This is a genomic window from Streptomyces sp. NPDC002044 (genome assembly GCF_040296725.1).
Classification (GTDB): domain Bacteria; phylum Actinomycetota; class Actinomycetes; order Streptomycetales; family Streptomycetaceae; genus Streptomyces; species Streptomyces antarcticus.
The window spans coordinates 30,547-47,099 of sequence record NZ_JBEOXU010000040.1 but is presented as its reverse complement, the minus strand read 5'-3'; the positions used below and the strand labels follow the sequence as shown (position 1 = coordinate 47,099).

Sequence of the window (16,553 nt, the reverse complement as noted above, 5' to 3'; positions counted from 1 at the left end):
CGCGCCTACGTCGAGCAGGACCTCCACGAGATCTACGAGGGCGAAGTCCGCTACGCCCGCGACGCCTTCGAGGGCCTGCGCCTCATGGACGCCCTGATCGCCGTGAAGCGCGGCGTCCCCGGCGCGTCCCTGCCCGAGCTGAAGCAGCGCCGCGTCGCCAAGCGGGCCGCCCCCGTCCCGGAGGCGGAGGAGCCGCAGGAGCCCGGCGGCCGCTCCGATGTGTCCGTCGACAACCCCGTCCCCACCCCGCCGTTCTGGGGCACCCGTGTCGTCAAGGGCATCCCGCTCAAGGACTACGCCTCCTGGCTCGACGAAGGCGCCCTCTTCAAGGGGCAGTGGGGCCTCAAGCAGGCCCGCGCGGGCGGAGCCACGTACGAGGAGCTCGTCGAGACCGAGGGCCGTCCGCGGCTGCGCGGCCTCCTGGACAAGCTGCACACCGAGAACCTCCTCGAAGCCGCCGTCGTCTACGGCTACTTCCCCTGCGTCTCCAAGGGCGAGGACCTCATCCTCCTCGACGACCAGGGCAACGAGCGCACCCGCTTCACCTTCCCGCGCCAGCGCCGCGGCCGCCGCCTGTGCCTCGCGGACTTCTTCCGCCCCGAGGAGTCCGGCGAGATCGACGTGGTCGGCCTCCAGGTCGTCACCGTCGGCTCCAGGATCGGCGAGGCCACCGCGAAGCTCTTCGAGGCCGACGCCTACCGCGAGTACCTCGAACTGCACGGCCTGTCCGTCCAGCTCGCCGAGGCCATGGCCGAGTACTGGCACGCACGGGTCCGCTCCGAGCTCGGATTCGGCGGCGAGGACCCCTCCAAGGTGGAGGACATGTTCGACCTGAAGTACCGCGGCGCCCGCTTCTCCCTCGGCTACGGAGCCTGCCCCGACCTGGAGGACCGCGCCAAGATCGCCGAGCTCCTCCAGCCGGAGCGCATCGGCGTCCACCTCTCCGAGGAGTTCCAGCTCCATCCGGAGCAGTCCACCGACGCGATCGTGATTCACCACCCCGAAGCGAAGTATTTCAACGCACGCTGACGCGGGCCGACGTACACTTGTCGGTCCCATACAGGCCGGTCGCCTGTTCCCCCGGGGATGCCCCGCGGGAAGAGGTGACCGGCCTTCTCGTCCCTACTGAGAGGTGTGCGCATGACGAGCACGGTTCCCGCCCCCGTCGCCCCCACGGCCGACGGCTCGGCCCTCCAGGCGGTGCTGCTCGACATGGACGGCACCCTCGTCGACACGGAGGGCTTCTGGTGGGAGATCGAAGCCGAGATCTTCCACGAGCTCGGACACCGGCTCGACGACGCCTGGCGGGACGTCGTCGTCGGCGGCCCGATGAGCCGCAGTGCCGCGTTCCTCATCGAGTCCACCGGCGCGGCCATCGAACTCGCCGAGCTGAGCGTCCTGCTCAACGAGCGCTTCGAGGCCCGCATCGCCGACCGGGTGCCGATCATGCCCGGCGCCGAACGGCTGCTGGCCGAGCTGGCCCAGCACAACGTGCCCACCGCCCTGGTCTCCGCCTCCCACCGCCGGGTCATCGACCAGGTGCTGCTGACCCTCGGCCGTGACCGCTTCACGATGACGGTCGCCGGCGACGAGGTGGCCCGCACCAAGCCGCACCCCGACCCCTACCTGCACGCCGCCGCGGCCCTCGGCGCGCACCCCTCGCGCTGCGCCGTCATCGAGGACACCGTCACGGGCGTCGCCGCCGCGGAGGCCGCCGGCTGCCGGGTCGTCGCGATCCCCTCGGTCGGGCTGATCCCGCCCGCTCCGGGACGCACGGTCGTCCACTCCCTGGAGGACGTGAACCTGGCGTTCCTGCGCTCCCTGATCGCCCCGATGAACTGATCGCCCGATGTACTGATCGCCCGATGTACTGAGTGCCCCGATGCACTGAGCGCACACGGCACCGCACGCTCCGTACCGAACGGACACCCGTCAGATGTGGATCCGACGGAAGGATCTTCCGTCTAAGGCCCCGGAGGCTGAAATTCCACGCCTTCCGGGGCGGTCTCCCGGGTGACGTTGGTCACCCGCCCGGACCCCGGTGAGCATGCCCGAGGGCTCCTGCGGCTTCCCTTGTGTCCGGATTGATCAGCTCCTGACCGAATCTGCGCGGACTTCCACATGAACAGCCAGTCCGCTCCCATCACCGTCCGATTACGCCCCAAGTCCGGCCAGTTCAAGCCATCCCGCCCCGGCCCACTAGTGTCAACGAGGGCACTGCGCCGCACCTCAGCCGTACCGGACACACACCCCTGTGCCGGTACCGCGTGGACCGATCGTCACATCACCGGCCCGATCGTTCCGCCCTGAACGGGCGACCGCCGCGAAGTGCCCTTTACGCCGCTTTGAGCAAGTGCCGGTTACAGGGAGTACTTCCAGCATGAACCGCAAGACCATGGTGCTGACGGCCGCGGCCGGACTGCTCACGCCCACGCTCGCCGCCTGCGGCAGCGCCAGCGGCGGAGGAGCGGGATCCGGAGCGATCGTCGTCGGGACCACCGACCGGTTCGAGGCCGCCGAGTTCGCCCCCGCCCCGTTCGACCCGGCGTACGCCTACGACGCCGGAGCCTGGAACGTCCTGCGCCAGACCGTCCAGACGCTGATGCACACCCCGCGCGGCGGCGGCCAGCCCGTCCCCGAAGCGGCCTCCGACTGCCGCTTCACCGACACCGGCAACGAGAGCTACCGCTGCACCCTGCGGCCCGGGCTCACGTTCGCCGGCGGCGATCCGCTCACCGCGAAGGACGTCAAGTTCTCCATCGAGCGGGTCCTCGCCATCAAGGACGAGAACGGCCCGTCCTCGCTGCTCTCCACCATCGACACCGTCGAGGCCAAGGGCGCCGACACCGTCGTCTTCCACCTGAAGACCCCGGACGCGACCTTCCCCTACAAGCTCTCCACCCCCGCCGCGGGCATCGTCAGCGCCAAGAGCTACGACGCGAAGAAGCTCCGCGAGGGCTTCACCGTCGACGGCTCCGGCCCCTACACGATGAAGCCCGAGGTCAAGGACAACCAGCTGGTCCGCGCGGTCTTCACCAAGAACCCGCACTACAAGGGCGACCTGAAGGTACAGAACGACAAGGTCGAGCTCCGTACCTATCCCGACTCCGCCGGCATGGGCAAGGCCCTCGCCGACGGATCCGTCCACATGGTCTCCCGGACCCTGGCACCCGCCCAGATCTCCGAGCTCTCCGCCAAGCCGCCCAAGGGCGTCAAGCTCGTCCCCCTCCCGGGCCTGGAGATCCGCTACCTCGGCTTCAACACCGAGGCGCCGGTCGTCAAGGAGAAGGCCGTACGCCAGGCCCTCGCCGCCGCCGTCGACCGCAACGCGGTCATCACCAAGGTCTACGGCAAGGCCGCCCAGCCGCTCTACTCGCTGGTCCCCACCACCGTGCCCGGCCACGTCAACTCCTTCTTCACCAAGTACGGCGAGGTCAACACCGCCAAGGCCGCCGGCCTGCTGAAGGAAGCCGGGATCAAGACCCCGGTGAAGCTGACGCTCAACTACACCACCGACCACTACGGTGACGGCACCGCGGCCGAGTTCGAGGCCCTCAAGGCCCAGCTGAACTCCACCGGGCTGTTCGACATCACCGTCCAGGGCAGCGACTGGGCCGACTTCCGCCCCGCCCAGAAGAAGGGCGACCACGCCGCCTACGGGCTCGGCTGGTTCCCCGACTACCCGGACGCCGACAACTTCCTCGCCCCGTTCCTGGAGCAGGACAACTTCCTGGGCACGCCGTACGCCAACGCCGCGGTGCGCACCAAACTCATCCCCGAATCCCGCCGGGCGGTCGACCGCAGCGTCGCCCTCCCCGCGATCACGGAGATGCAGGACATCGTCGCCGAGGACGTACCCGTCCTGCCCCTGTGGCAGGGCAAGCAGTACGTCGCCGCACGCGACGGGATCACCGGAGTGGAGTGGTCGGTCAACGCCATCTCCGACCTCCAGCTGTGGGAACTCGGCCGGGGTGTCAGCGGCTGAGACCCGCAGGGAACCGGCAGCGGGTGTCGCGGGCCGGCGCATCGATTCGTCAAGACTGTGAAGGATTCGCGTGATGAGACGTAACCAGTGGTTGGCGGCCCCGCTCGGCGCAGCCACCGCCGCCGCGCTGCTCAGCGGTTGCGGTTCGACCGACGGCTCCAATGCCGGAAGCGGCAAGGGCGTGGTCATGGGGATATCCGACAAGGTGAAGTCGACGGACCCCGCGTCCGGCTACGACCCCGGCTCCTGGCTGCTCTTCAACAACGTCTTCCAGTCGCTGCTGAGCTTCCCCAAGGGCGGGACCACGCCGGAACCCGACGCCGCGCAGACCTGCGCGTTCGAGGGCGGCGAGAGCAAGGTGTACAAGTGCACCCTGCGCGGCGGCCTGAAGTTCAGCAACGGCAACAAGCTCACCTCCAAGGACGTCAAGTACTCCTTCGAGCGCACCCTGAAGATCAACGACGACAACGGCCCCGCCGTGATGCTCGCGTCGATCGACGGCATCGACGCCCCCGACGACAAGACCGTCGTCTTCCGGCTCAAGACGTCCGACGCGACCTTCCCCAGCAAGATCGCCTCGGGCGCGGGCGCGATCGTCGACCACACCGAGTACCCCGCCGACAAGATCCGCACCGACGGCAAGGCCGTCGGATCCGGCGTCTACAAGCTGGACTCGATCAACGACAAGAGCGCCGGCTTCTCCGTCAATGAGTCCTACAGCGGCAAGGCCAAGCCGAAGAACTCCGGCGTGACCATGAAGTTCTTCAACGAGGACCAGGCCGCGCTCCGCAAGGTCCTCGAGAGCGGCGACGTCGACTTCGCCTTCCGCGGCCTCGCCGCCAAGGACATCGCCGGCCTCGCCAACAAGACCGGCGACCAGAAGGTCGAGGTCGTCCAGGGCGCCGGCGCCGAGGTCGAGCACCTCGTCTTCAACATGAACGACCCGGTCGCCGGCAAGCTCCCCGTCCGCAAGGCCGTCGCCTACCTCATCGACCGCGAAGCGCTCGTCAAGGACGTCTACGACGGCACCGCGACCGCGCTCTACTCGATCGTCCCGGCCGGCATCGCCTCGCACAACACGGCCTTCTTCGACCGCTACGGCGGCAGCCCCCAGCCCGAGAAGGCCAAGGCCGTCCTGCGCGCCGCGAACATCAAGGACAAGGTGAAGATCACCCTGTACTCGACGCCGTCGCGCTACGGCCCCTCCACGGACGAGGAGTTCGCGCTCATCGCCAAGCAGCTCAACGACAGCGGACTCTTCGAGGCCGACGTCAAGTCCGTCGAGTACGAGCAGTACGAGAAGGACATCCAGGCCGGCAAGTACGGCGTCTACGTCAAGGGCTGGGTCCCGGACTACCCGGACGCCGACAACTTCACGCAGCCGTTCTTCGGGCCCGGCAACGTCCTGCAGAACAACTACGACAACAAGGAGATCACCGGGACCATCATCCCGTCGACCTCCGCGAAGTCCGACCGCGCCGCCGCGAGCACCGACTTCAACCGTCTCCAGGACATCGTCGCCGAGGAGATCCCCCTCCTGCCGCTGTGGCAGGGCAAGCAGTACGCCGTGACCCGCCCCAACGTCACCGGCCTCCAGTGGTCGCTCGACGCCTCCACCGTCTTCCGCTTCTGGGAGATCAGCAAGGGCTGAGCGGCCCCGCCGCCACCCCGCCCGCCGGCCCCCACCGGGCCCGGCCGGGAGCGTAGCCACGACAACGGGCCGGGCCCGGGACCCCCACAGGTCCCGGGCCCGGCCCGTCCGCACACCCGCCGGCCGCTACTGGGCGCCGGGGCGCACCAGACCGCTCTCGTACGCGTAGACCGCCGCCTGCACCCGGTCGCGCAGACCCAGTTTCGTCAGCACGTGGCCCACGTGCGTCTTGACCGTCGTCTCGCTCACGAACAGGTCCGCCGCGATCTCCGCGTTCGACAACCCGCGGGCCACCAGCTTCAGCACCTCGACCTCGCGCTCGGTCAGCGTCCCCAGCGTGTCCGGAACACTGTCGTCGCCCGACGGCAGGTGACCCGCGTACTTGTCCAGCAGCCGCCGCGTGATGCTCGGCGCGAGCATCGCCTCGCCCGCCGCGACCACCCGGATCGCCTGTACCAGCTCGTTCGCCGGCGCGTCCTTCAACAGGAACCCGCTCGCGCCCGCCCGCAGCGCCTCCACCACGTACTCGTCGAGGTCGAACGTCGTCAGCACGAGCACCTTCGCCGGACCGTCCCGCCCCGGACCCGTGATCTGCCGCGTCGCCTCCACCCCGTCCATCCGCGGCATCCGGATGTCCATCAGCACCACATCGGGCTGCAGCGCCCGCACCTGGTCCAGCGCCTGCAGACCGTCCCCGGCCTCACCCACCACCGCCAGCCCCGGCTCGGCCTCCAGGATCATCCGGAAGCCGGTGCGCAGCAGTGGCTGGTCGTCGACCAGCAGGACGCGGATCGCCACGGGGGTCTCCCTCGTATTCGTCGGACGGCTTCGGCGGACGCCGCCCATTGTGCCCTGACCCCGCGATCAGCCCTCCGCCGGGCGTACCGCCGCCTCCCCGGACGCCTCCGGCCGCGCCCCCGGCACCTGCCCCGCCACCTGCCCCGCCGCCTCCGGCCCGGCACCCGCCGCCTCCCCGCGCCGGGCCGGCGACAGCGTCAGCGGATACACCGGGGGAGTCCCCCCGAACTCCGGACACACCGCCTGATGATCACACCAGCCGCACAGCTTCGTCGGCCGCGGCCGCCAGTCACCCGTCTCCGTCGCCTCCCGGATCGCCTCCCACAGCGCCAGCAGCTTGCGCTCCACCCGCTCCAGGTCCGCCACCACCGGGTCGTACGTCAGCACGTCCCCACTGCCCAGGTACACCAGCTGCAACCGCCGCGGCACCACCCGCTTCAGCCGCCACACCACCAGCGCGTAGAACTTCATCTGGAACAGCGCGCCCTCGGAATACTCCGCCCGCGGCGCCTTCCCCGTCTTGTAGTCGACGATCCGCACCTCACCCGACGGCGCCACGTCCACCCGGTCGATGATCCCGCGCAGCCGCAGACCCGAGTCCAGCTCCGTCTCCACGAAGAACTCCCGCTCCACCGGCTCCAGCCGCGTCGGGTCCTCCAGCGTGAACCACCGCTCCACCAGCGCCTCGGCCTCCGACAGCCACCGCGCCAGCCCCGCCCCCGCGTCATCCGCCGGGAACAGCTCCGTCAGCTCCGGCCGCGCCTCCAGCAACCGGTCCCACTGCCCCGGGATCAACGCCTTCGCCCGCGGCACCGTCCGCTCCGTCGCCGGATCGTCGAAGAGCCGCTCCAGCACCGCGTGGACCAGCGTCCCCCGGGTCGCCGCCGCACTGGGCTTCTCCGGAAGCCGGTCGATCACACGGAACCGGTACAGCAGCGGGCACTGCATGAAATCGCCGGCCCGTGAGGGGGACAGCGATGTGGGTGCCACGGCGCGAGGCGCCGCGTCGGCATCGGCTGCGCCTGGCACGGCACCGGAGCTCGTCATCATGGACAAAACCCTACGACCCGCGACCGACAGCACGCGCATACCATCGACGCCGGGGCCCCGCGCACTGCATGATCGGAGCACCACACCCCACCGAAGCACGACACAAGCCCCACCCGAACCACCCGAAACACGACCCCCGCCGAACGACCGGGGGACCCCCCAGAACGAAGGACAGCCGTGGCAGACACCGACGAAACCGGCGAGCGCGGAGGACGGCGCTCCGGACCGGGCGGCGGAATCCTCATGGGCCGCCCCTTCGGCGTACCCGTCTACGTCTCGCCCAGCTGGTTCCTCGTCGCCGCCCTCATCACCTGGGTCTTCGGCGACCAGCTCGACCGCATCCTCCCCGACCTCGGACCCGTCCGCTACCTCGTCTCCCTCTTCTTCGCCGTCGCCTTCTACGCCTCGGTCCTCGTCCACGAACTCGCCCACACCGTTGCCGCCCTGCGCTTCAAACTCCCCGTACGCCGCATCCGGCTCCAGTTCTTCGGCGGCGTCTCCGAGATCGAGAAGGAATCCGAGACCCCCGGCCGCGAATTCGTCCTCGCCTTCGTCGGCCCCCTCCTCTCCCTCCTCCTCTCCGGAGCCTTCTACCTCGGCATGAAGGCCGTCGACCCCGCCACCGTCCCCGGCGTCCTCCTCGCCGGCCTCATGATCTCCAACCTGCTCGTCGCCGCCTTCAACCTCCTCCCCGGCCTCCCCCTCGACGGCGGCCGCATGCTCCGCGCCGTGATCTGGGGCATCACCGGCAAACCCATGGCCGGCACCGTCGCCGCCGCCTGGATCGGCCGCGGCCTCGCCGTCGCCGTCCTCCTCGGCCTCCCCCTCCTCACCCACACCGGAATCCTCGGCACCCGCACCGACTCCATCGGCGGCATGGACACCGTCATGGACGCCCTCCTCGCCGCGATCCTCGCCGCCATCATCTGGACCGGCGCCGGCAACAGCCTCCGCATGGCCCGCCTGCGCGAACACCTCCCCGGACTGCGCGCCCGCACCCTCACCCGCCGCGCCATCCCCGTCGAGAACGCCACCCCCCTCTCCGAAGCCCTCCGCCGGGCCAACGAAGCCGGCGCCCGCGCTCTCGTCGTCGTCGACGGACAAGGCGACCCCACCGCCATCGTCCGCGAGAGCGCCATCGCCTCGGTCCCCGAACACCGCCGCCCCTGGATCGCCGTCAGCGCCCTCGCCCAGGACCTCACCGACGGCATGAGGGTCGGCGCCGACCTCAACGGCGAAGAACTCCTCGAGCACCTGCGCTCCACCCCCGCCAGCGAATACCTCGTCCTCGAAACCGGCGGCGAGATCTACGGCGTCCTGTCCACCCTCGACGTCGAGAAAGCCTTCGTGAAGGCCATGGCACGGCCCCAGTCCTGAAGCCAATACACTGGTCACATGTCCGAACCGACCGGTGCCGCCCGCCGACGCGGGCCCTTCGAGGTCGGGGACCAGGTTCAGCTCACCGACCCCAAGGGCCGCCACTACACGTTCACGCTCGAAGCCGGGAAGAATTTCCACACCCACAAGGGTTCCTTCCCGCACGACGAGCTGATCGGTGCTCCCGAGGGCAGTGTTGTCCGTACCACGGGCAATGTCGCGTACCTCGCGCTGCGTCCCCTGCTCCCCGACTATGTCCTGTCCATGCCCCGCGGTGCCGCCGTGGTCTACCCCAAGGACGCGGGCCAGATCCTGGCCTTCGCCGACATCTTCCCCGGCGCCCGCGTCGTCGAGGCGGGCGTCGGATCCGGCTCCCTGAGCAGCTTCCTGCTGCGCGCCATCGGCGACCAGGGCATGCTCCACAGCTACGAGCGCCGCCCGGACTTCGCCGAGATCGCCACCGCCAACGTCGAGCGGTACTTCGGCGGCCCGCACCCCGCGTGGCAGCTGACCGTGGGCGACCTCCAGGACAACCTGTCCGACACGGACGTCGACCGCGTCATCCTCGACATGCTCGCCCCCTGGGAGTGCCTCGAGGCCGTCTCCAAGGCCCTGGTCCCCGGCGGCATCCTGTGCTGCTACGTCGCCACCACCACCCAGCTCTCGCGCACCGTCGAGTCCATCCGCGAGTTCGGCTGCTACGCCGAGCCGCAGCCGTGGGAATCGATGATCCGCAACTGGCACGTGGAGGGCCTCGCGGTCCGCCCCGACCACCGGATGATCGGGCACACCGGCTTCCTCGTCACCGCCCGCCGCCTCGCGGACGGAGTCGAGCCGCCCATGCGCCGCCGCCGCCCCGCCAAGGGCGCCTACGGCGACGACTACGACGGCCCCGGCAGCGACCGGTCCGCCTGAGCCCCGCGGCCGCCCGGTCGGCCGCACCGCACACCCAACACGACGGCGCTGTGGCGCAGTTCCCCCGATGGTCCGGGAACTGCGCCACAGCGCCTTCTCGTTGTCCCGTACGCCGGCCCGGCCGACCCGGACCCAGCCGTTCCGCCGCCGTGTGAGGTGTGGCACGATGCTGGCTCCCCGTCACCCTTCGCACAGGAGACACCCCGCGTGCTGCTGCACAGCCCCACCGAGCCGGCGCCGACCGCGGACACCCTCGCGCACAGCGGCACCCGGCCCGTCCACTGGCTCGCCACCGCCACGGCCGTCGCCGCCGTCATAGCCGCCGCGGGACTCGTCCAGCCCGCCGCCGGCGCCCCCGCCCCGGCCGCGAACGGGCCGCGAGCCGCCGCCCCGGCCGCCCCCGCCGTCACCGAAGACGCCCCCGACGCCGCCGCCGTCACCTACCCGCTCGACTGCAAGGGCGCCCCCCAGGCCGTCACCGCCACCGCCCAAGGCGACCTCGACGGCGACGGCCGCCCCGAAACCGTGGCGGCCGTCCGCTGCGACGCGGGCTCCGGCACCCCGCCCCACGCCCTCTACGTCCTCGTCCGGGACCCCGCCGACGACGCACACCCCCGCATCGTCGCCACCCTCCTCGACACCGGCCTGCGCCAGAGCGCCACCGACCTCACCGTGAGCGACGGAGCCGTCACCGCCACCCTCCTCGGCTACTCCTCGCCGGAGGTCCCGCGCTACAGCCCGGACGTCAGGAAGCTCGCCAAGTGGCGCTGGAGCGGCGGAAAATTCCGCCAAGAGCTGACGGACCCGGCCGCCAAGAGTGTTTGAAGCGTCACTCGGCGTCGGGGCCGAAGACTTCCACCCTGTCCGAAACGCGCCTTACGTGAATACAGTCACCCGGACATTCCTTCGCCGAGTCCACCACGTCCTGGAGCAGCGTCAGCGGAACCGGAGTCGTCGCCCCCGCATCCTGCAGCAGCTCGTCCTCCCCGCTCTTCACATACGCCAGACCGTCGATGTCCAGCTCGAACACCTCCGGCGCGTACTGCGCGCAGATGCCGTCCCCGGTGCAGAGGTCCTGGTCGATCCAGACCTCAAGGGGCTCTCCGGCCTCGCCGACGCCACCTGTCGGAGCCTCCTGCTGCACGGTCATATCTCCTGCCGTTCCCTGCGCTGAGTGATCCATCCCGGTCACAAGCCGCGGCAAGTCGCGCGGGCTCTGACGGGTGTTGAACACTTCGACCTTACAACCGGGCGCATCCCGAGTTTGATGGGTGGGTATTTCCTTGGCGTGAGGGAGTACGCAAGGGTGAAGATCGGACACACCCCTACCGTCTTTGTGATCTAGGGGTTTCAATCACCACCAGCCCAGGTAGGGTCAGGAAGCGTCCAGCTCCCCTTGGAGGAGGTGAGGACCGTGGCAGCCCACGACGACGACATCAACCGCGGCATCCGGCCCGGGCGAGGGTCTGAGGACCCCGCCGGCCAGGTTGCCTTTCTCGAGCAGGAAATCGCCGTCCTGCGACGTAAGCTCGCCGACTCTCCGCGACACACGAGGATTCTCGAAGAGCGGATCGTCGAGCTACAGACAAATCTGGCCGGCGTCTCCGCTCAGAATGAACGACTCGCGAACACGCTCCGCGAGGCCCGCGACCAGATCGTGGCCCTCAAAGAAGAAGTCGACCGGCTCGCACAGCCGCCGGCCGGCTTCGGTGTCTTCCTGCAGGCCAACGAGGACGGCACCGTCGACATCTTCACCGGCGGCCGAAAGCTCCGTGTGAACGTCAGCCCCAGCGTCGAACCGGAAGAGCTCCGGCGCGGCCAGGAGGTCATGCTCAACGAGGCCCTCAACGTGGTCGAGGCCATGGCATACGAGCGGGCCGGGGACATCGTCACCCTCAAGGAGATCCTCGAGGACGGCGAGCGCGCCCTGGTGGTCGGGCACACCGACGAGGAAAGGGTGGTGAGGCTCGCCGAGCCGCTCCTGGACATCACCATCCGCCCCGGCGACGCCCTCCTGCTCGAACCGCGCTCCGGCTACGTCTACGAGGTCGTCCCCAAGAGCGAGGTCGAGGAACTCGTCCTCGAAGAGGTCCCCGACATCGACTACGACAAGATCGGCGGCCTGGGCGACCAGATCGAACTGATCCGCGACGCGGTCGAGCTCCCGTACCTCCACCCCGACCTCTTCAAAGAACACGAACTGCGGCCGCCCAAGGGCATCCTGCTCTACGGGCCGCCCGGCTGCGGCAAGACGCTCATCGCCAAGGCCGTCGCCAACTCCCTTGCCAAGAAGGTCGCCGAGGTCACCGGCCAGCCCGCCGGAAAGTCCTACTTCCTCAACATCAAGGGCCCCGAACTCCTCAACAAGTACGTCGGCGAGACCGAGCGGCACATCCGCCTCGTCTTCCAGCGTGCCCGCGAGAAGGCCAGCGAGGGCACCCCCGTCATCGTCTTCTTCGACGAGATGGAATCCCTCTTCCGCACCCGCGGATCCGGAGTCAGCTCGGACGTGGAGAACACCATCGTCCCCCAGCTGCTCGCCGAGATCGACGGCGTGGAGGGCCTGGAGAACGTCATCGTCATCGGCGCCTCCAACCGCGAGGACATGATCGACCCGGCCATCCTGCGCCCCGGCCGCCTCGACGTGAAGATCAAGATCGAGCGTCCGGACGCCCAGGCGGCCAAGGACATCTTCGCGAAGTACCTCAAGGCCACGCTGCCCCTGCACCCGGACGACCTGTCCGAGCACCAGGGCTCGACCGCCGGCACCGTCCACAGCATGATCCAGACCGTCGTCGAGCAGATGTACGCCGAAACCGAGGAGAACCGCTTCCTCGAGGTCACGTACGCCAACGGCGACAAGGAAGTCCTCTACTTCAAGGACTTCAACTCGGGCGCGATGATCCAGAACATCGTGGACCGGGCGAAGAAGATGGCCATCAAGGACTTCCTCGAGCACAACCAGAAGGGCCTCCGAGTCGCCCACCTCCTCCAGGCTTGCGTGGACGAGTTCAAGGAGAACGAGGACCTGCCCAACACCACCAACCCCGACGACTGGGCCCGAATCTCCGGAAAGAAGGGCGAGCGGATCGTATTCATCCGCACGCTCGTCACCGGAAAGCAAGGCGCGGACACCGGACGCTCCATCGACACGGTGGCAAACACCGGTCAGTACCTCTGACGAAGCGGAGCGGCTGCGGACGCCCTCCCGGGCATCCGCAGCCGACTGCTTTACCGACTGCTTTTCAGCCGGTGACCACGCACATTCAATGACGGAAACGATCTCCCCACGAGCGCTCAGTGGTCATAGGCTCTTCCGTACCGCCGGACGCGCAGTGCGGGGACGGGCACCGCACAGACACACGCACCGGAGCACCAGCGGTACTTGAGCGCCGCCCCCGAAGGGGGGCGCCGCCGGGCAAGGAGGGCCGCATGACCGTACGGCGAGTAATGGGGATCGAGACGGAGTACGGGATCTCCGTCCCTGGGCACCCGAACGCCAATGCCATGCTCACCTCGTCCCAGATCGTCAACGCCTACGCGGCGGCGATGCACCGGGCGCGACGCGCCCGCTGGGACTTCGAGGAGGAGAATCCGCTGCGGGACGCCCGCGGCTTCGACCTCGCCCGCGAGGCCGCCGACAACAGCCAGCTCACCGACGAGGACATCGGCCTCGCCAACGTCATCCTCACCAACGGCGCACGGCTCTACGTCGACCACGCGCACCCCGAATACAGCTCGCCCGAGATCACCAACCCGCTCGACGCCGTGCTCTGGGACAAGGCCGGCGAGCGGATCATGGCCGAAGCGGCCGTACGGGCGGCCCAGCTCCCCGGAGCGCAGCCGATCCACCTCTACAAGAACAACACCGACAACAAGGGCGCCTCCTACGGCACGCACGAGAACTACCTGATGAAGCGGGAAACCCCCTTCTCGGACATCGTGCGCCACCTCACCCCCTTCTTCGTCTCCCGCCAGGTCGTCACCGGCGCCGGACGCGTCGGCATCGGCCAGGACGGCCGCGAACACGGCTTCCAGATCAGCCAGCGCGCGGACTACTTCGAAGTCGAGGTGGGCCTTGAGACCACCCTCAAACGCCCCATCATCAACACCCGCGACGAACCCCACTCGGACGCCGAGAAGTACCGCCGCCTCCACGTGATCATCGGCGACGCCAACCTGTCCGAGATCTCCACCTACCTCAAGCTCGGCACGACGGCGCTGGTCCTGTCCATGATCGAGGACGGCTTCATCACCGTCGACCTCGCCGTGGACCAGCCCGTGCGCACCCTGCACCAGGTCTCCCACGACCCGGACCTCAAACACCTGATCACGCTGCGCAGCGGGCGGACGCTGACCGCCGTACAGCTCCAGATGGAGTACTTCGAGCTGGCCAGGAAGTACGTGGACGAGCGCTTCGGCTCCGACGTGGACGAGCAGACCCGGGACGTGCTGGCCCGCTGGGAGGACGTACTGGGCCGGCTGGAGACCGACCCGATGAGCCTGTCGGGCGAGCTGGACTGGATCGCCAAGCGGGAGCTCCTGGAGGGCTACCGGCGCCGGGACGGGCTGGAGTGGGACGCGGCCCGGCTCCACCTGGTGGACCTCCAGTACGCGGACGTACGGCCGGAGAAGGGCCTGTACAACCGCCTGGTCGCGCGCGGCAAGATCAAGCGGCTCCTGGAGGAGCCGGCGGTCGACCGGGCCCAGAGCAAGCCCCCGGAGGACACCCGGGCGTACTTCCGCGGCCGCTGCCTGGAGCAGTACGCGGACGACGTGGCGGCGGCCTCCTGGGACTCGGTGATCTTCGACCTGCCGGGCCACGACTCGCTCCAGCGGGTCCCCACGCTGGAACCGCTGCGGGGCACCAGGGCCCACGTGAAGGAGCTCCTGGACCGCTGCCGCACGGCGGAGGACCTGGTGCGGGTGCTTTCGGGCCGCTGAATGCGGCTGAAAGGCTCCGGGGCCGGGAATCATGAGAACAGCCGGACGTTATGCCGGGACCTTTTGAACAACTGCGGGGACGAATGTCGGACCCTCCTTGTAGGGTCCGACGTAAGGTCTGATCTTGAGGGAGCCCCGAATCCCGGGGTCCCTCGACGTGAGCGTGCGAACCGAGCGGGGTGAGGTAGACATGGCGACCAAGGACACCGGCGGCGGACAGCAGAAGGCGCAGCGCTCGACCGAGGAGGTCGAGGAGGCGGCGGTCGAGGAGACCACCGATCTCAAGGAGCGCCAGGAGAAGCTCTCCGACGACGTCGACTCCGTACTCGACGAGATTGACGATGTGCTCGAAGAGAATGCCGAGGACTTCGTTCGGAGTTTCGTACAAAAAGGCGGCGAATAGCCTTCGAATCTAAGGTGAACTTGCCACGATTCGCTCCATGTCCATTGGAACGAAGTGGTGTCGCGGTTGCAGCCGGGACGTGCCGCTGAGCGGGTTCGCCCTGGATCGAAATCGCGGCGACGGCCTTCAGCCGTCGTGTCGTGAGTGTGTGGCCCAGCACAGCGCCGCACACTACCGCCGCCGTCAGGCGGCCCTGGGTAAGGCTGTCAAGGAGAAGGTCGACGTTCCGCCCGGTCACAAGCTCTGTCGCCAGTGCGGTGAGATCAAGCCGCACGGCGAGTGGCACAAGAACGCATCGGCTTCTGACGGGTTGTCCACCCGTTGCAAGGTCTGCAGGGCCACCCAGGGCCGGGCGGGGCACTTGAAGCGTTCGTACGGCCTCACCGAGGCCCAGCGTGACGAGATGGTCGACGCTCAAGGCGGTGTCCGCGTGATCTGCCGACAGGCTTCGGCGGAGCATGTTGATCACGATCATCAGACGGGTAGGGTCCGAGGCGTGCTGTGCTTCAGCCGCAACGCAGCCTTGGGGCAGTTCAAGGATCGGCCGGACGTCATACGGCGTGCAGCCGCTTACGTGGAAGGAAACCTGTGGAACCCAACACTCGTAGCACAGGGCGTCTACCGGCAGCCTTCCTGACGCCGGGGTCGTCCTCCTTCATGGATTTCCTGGGCGCGCACTCGCCCGACATGCTGCCCGGCAACCGCAGGCTGCCGGACGGGGTGATCGAGGCGCCGCACGGGACGACCATCGTGGCCGCCACCTTCCCCGGCGGCGTCGTGCTCGCCGGTGACCGGCGGGCGACCATGGGGAACATGATCGCGCAGCGGGACATCGAGAAGGTGTTCCCGGCCGACGAGTACTCCGCCGTCGGCATCGCCGGCACGGCCGGCCTGGCCGTGGAGATGGTCAAGCTGTTCCAGCTGGAGCTGGAGCACTTCGAGAAGGTGGAGGGGGCGACCCTTTCGCTGGAGGGCAAGGCGAACCGCCTGTCCACCATGATCCGGAGCAATCTGGGCATGGCGATGCAGGGGCTGGCCGTCGTACCGCTTTTCGCCGGGTACGACGAGGCCAAGGAGAAGGGCCGGATCTTCTCCTACGACGTGACCGGCGGCCGCTCGGAAGAGCACGGCTTCGCCGCCACCGGGTCCGGTTCGATCTTCGCGCGCGGCTCCATGAAGAAGCTGTACCGCGACGACCTGACGGAGCAGCAGGCCACCACCCTGGTCGTGCAGGCCCTGTACGACGCCGCCGACGACGACTCGGCGACGGGTGGTCCGGACCTGTACCGCCGGATCTTCCCGATCGTCACCGTCATCACCGACGAGGGCTTCCGCAGGCTCAGCGAGGCCGAGTCCTCGGAGCTAGCCCGCGCCATCACCGAACGGCGCATGGAGCAGCCCGACGGGCCGCGCGCCGCCCTGCTCTGACC

Annotated in this window: 15 protein-coding genes; 12 read left to right on the top strand and 3 right to left on the bottom strand. The window is 69.0% G+C overall.

The window, feature by feature from the left end:
- From ABT106_RS13425 to ABT106_RS13410, 4 genes are all read left to right on the top strand, one after another.
- A partial coding sequence (locus ABT106_RS13425) for a vitamin B12 dependent-methionine synthase activation domain-containing protein (protein ID WP_351276142.1) occupies window positions 1–1,029 on the top strand: 1,029 nt, incomplete at its 5' end.
- Between the two features lie 111 nt (window positions 1,030–1,140).
- Complete coding sequence (locus tag ABT106_RS13420; RefSeq protein WP_351276140.1) at window positions 1,141–1,842, top strand: HAD family hydrolase; 702 nt, start codon at window positions 1,141–1,143, stop codon at window positions 1,840–1,842.
- A gap of 538 nt (window positions 1,843–2,380) precedes the next feature.
- Window positions 2,381–3,985 (top strand): ABC transporter substrate-binding protein, encoded by a 1,605-nt coding sequence (locus ABT106_RS13415; RefSeq protein WP_351276138.1) that lies wholly within the window; start codon window positions 2,381–2,383, stop codon window positions 3,983–3,985.
- 73 nt (window positions 3,986–4,058) lie between these two features.
- Window positions 4,059–5,636, top strand: coding sequence for an ABC transporter substrate-binding protein (locus ABT106_RS13410; protein WP_351276136.1), 1,578 nt, complete (start codon window positions 4,059–4,061; stop codon window positions 5,634–5,636).
- Between the two features lie 126 nt (window positions 5,637–5,762).
- Here ABT106_RS13410 and ABT106_RS13405 read toward each other — a convergent pair whose 3' ends face one another.
- Window positions 5,763–6,434 carry a response regulator gene (locus ABT106_RS13405; protein ID WP_351276134.1) on the bottom strand — a complete coding sequence of 224 codons (672 nt, stop codon included), beginning with the start codon at window positions 6,432–6,434 and terminating at the stop codon, window positions 5,763–5,765.
- 66 nt (window positions 6,435–6,500) lie between these two features.
- Window positions 6,501–7,382, bottom strand: a complete 882-nt coding sequence (locus ABT106_RS13400) for a RecB family exonuclease (protein WP_351276154.1) — start codon at window positions 7,380–7,382, stop codon at window positions 6,501–6,503.
- A 345-nt stretch (window positions 7,383–7,727) separates the two neighbouring features.
- Here ABT106_RS13400 and ABT106_RS13395 point away from each other — a divergent pair, with 345 nt between their 5' ends.
- The 3 genes from ABT106_RS13395 (at window position 7,728) to ABT106_RS13385 (ending at window position 10,601) form a co-directional block, all read left to right on the top strand.
- Window positions 7,728–8,861, top strand: a complete 1,134-nt coding sequence (locus ABT106_RS13395) for a site-2 protease family protein (protein ID WP_351276152.1) — start codon at window positions 7,728–7,730, stop codon at window positions 8,859–8,861.
- A gap of 18 nt (window positions 8,862–8,879) precedes the next feature.
- Window positions 8,880–9,776 carry a tRNA (adenine-N1)-methyltransferase gene (locus ABT106_RS13390; RefSeq protein ID WP_267722638.1) on the top strand — a complete coding sequence of 299 codons (897 nt, stop codon included), beginning with the start codon at window positions 8,880–8,882 and terminating at the stop codon, window positions 9,774–9,776.
- Window positions 9,777–9,986: 210 nt separating this feature from the next.
- On the top strand, window positions 9,987–10,601 hold the full coding sequence (locus ABT106_RS13385; protein ID WP_351276150.1) for a hypothetical protein: 615 nt from the start codon (window positions 9,987–9,989) through the stop codon (window positions 10,599–10,601).
- A 4-nt stretch (window positions 10,602–10,605) separates the two neighbouring features.
- On the opposite strand, the gene ABT106_RS13380 is transcribed toward ABT106_RS13385, so the two are convergent.
- Entirely contained in the window at window positions 10,606–10,926 is a 321-nt protein-coding gene (locus ABT106_RS13380) for a ferredoxin (RefSeq protein WP_351276132.1), read from the bottom strand.
- 264 nt (window positions 10,927–11,190) lie between these two features.
- Between ABT106_RS13380 and arc the strand changes: the two genes are divergently transcribed.
- The 5 genes from arc (at window position 11,191) to prcB (ending at window position 16,551) form a co-directional block, all read left to right on the top strand.
- On the top strand, window positions 11,191–12,957 hold the full coding sequence (arc, locus tag ABT106_RS13375) for a proteasome ATPase (protein WP_351276130.1): 1,767 nt from the start codon (window positions 11,191–11,193) through the stop codon (window positions 12,955–12,957).
- 251 nt (window positions 12,958–13,208) lie between these two features.
- Window positions 13,209–14,720 (top strand): depupylase/deamidase Dop, encoded by a 1,512-nt coding sequence (gene dop / locus ABT106_RS13370; RefSeq protein ID WP_351276128.1) that lies wholly within the window; start codon window positions 13,209–13,211, stop codon window positions 14,718–14,720.
- A 190-nt stretch (window positions 14,721–14,910) separates the two neighbouring features.
- Window positions 14,911–15,123, top strand: coding sequence for a ubiquitin-like protein Pup (locus tag ABT106_RS13365; RefSeq protein WP_351276126.1), 213 nt, complete (start codon window positions 14,911–14,913; stop codon window positions 15,121–15,123).
- A gap of 37 nt (window positions 15,124–15,160) precedes the next feature.
- Complete coding sequence (locus ABT106_RS13360; RefSeq protein WP_351276124.1) at window positions 15,161–15,760, top strand: endonuclease VII domain-containing protein; 600 nt, start codon at window positions 15,161–15,163, stop codon at window positions 15,758–15,760.
- On the top strand, window positions 15,712–16,551 hold the full coding sequence (prcB, locus tag ABT106_RS13355) for a proteasome subunit beta (protein ID WP_351276123.1): 840 nt from the start codon (window positions 15,712–15,714) through the stop codon (window positions 16,549–16,551). The genes ABT106_RS13360 and prcB overlap by 49 nt, the downstream gene beginning before the upstream one ends.
- Window positions 16,552–16,553 lie beyond the last annotated feature (2 nt).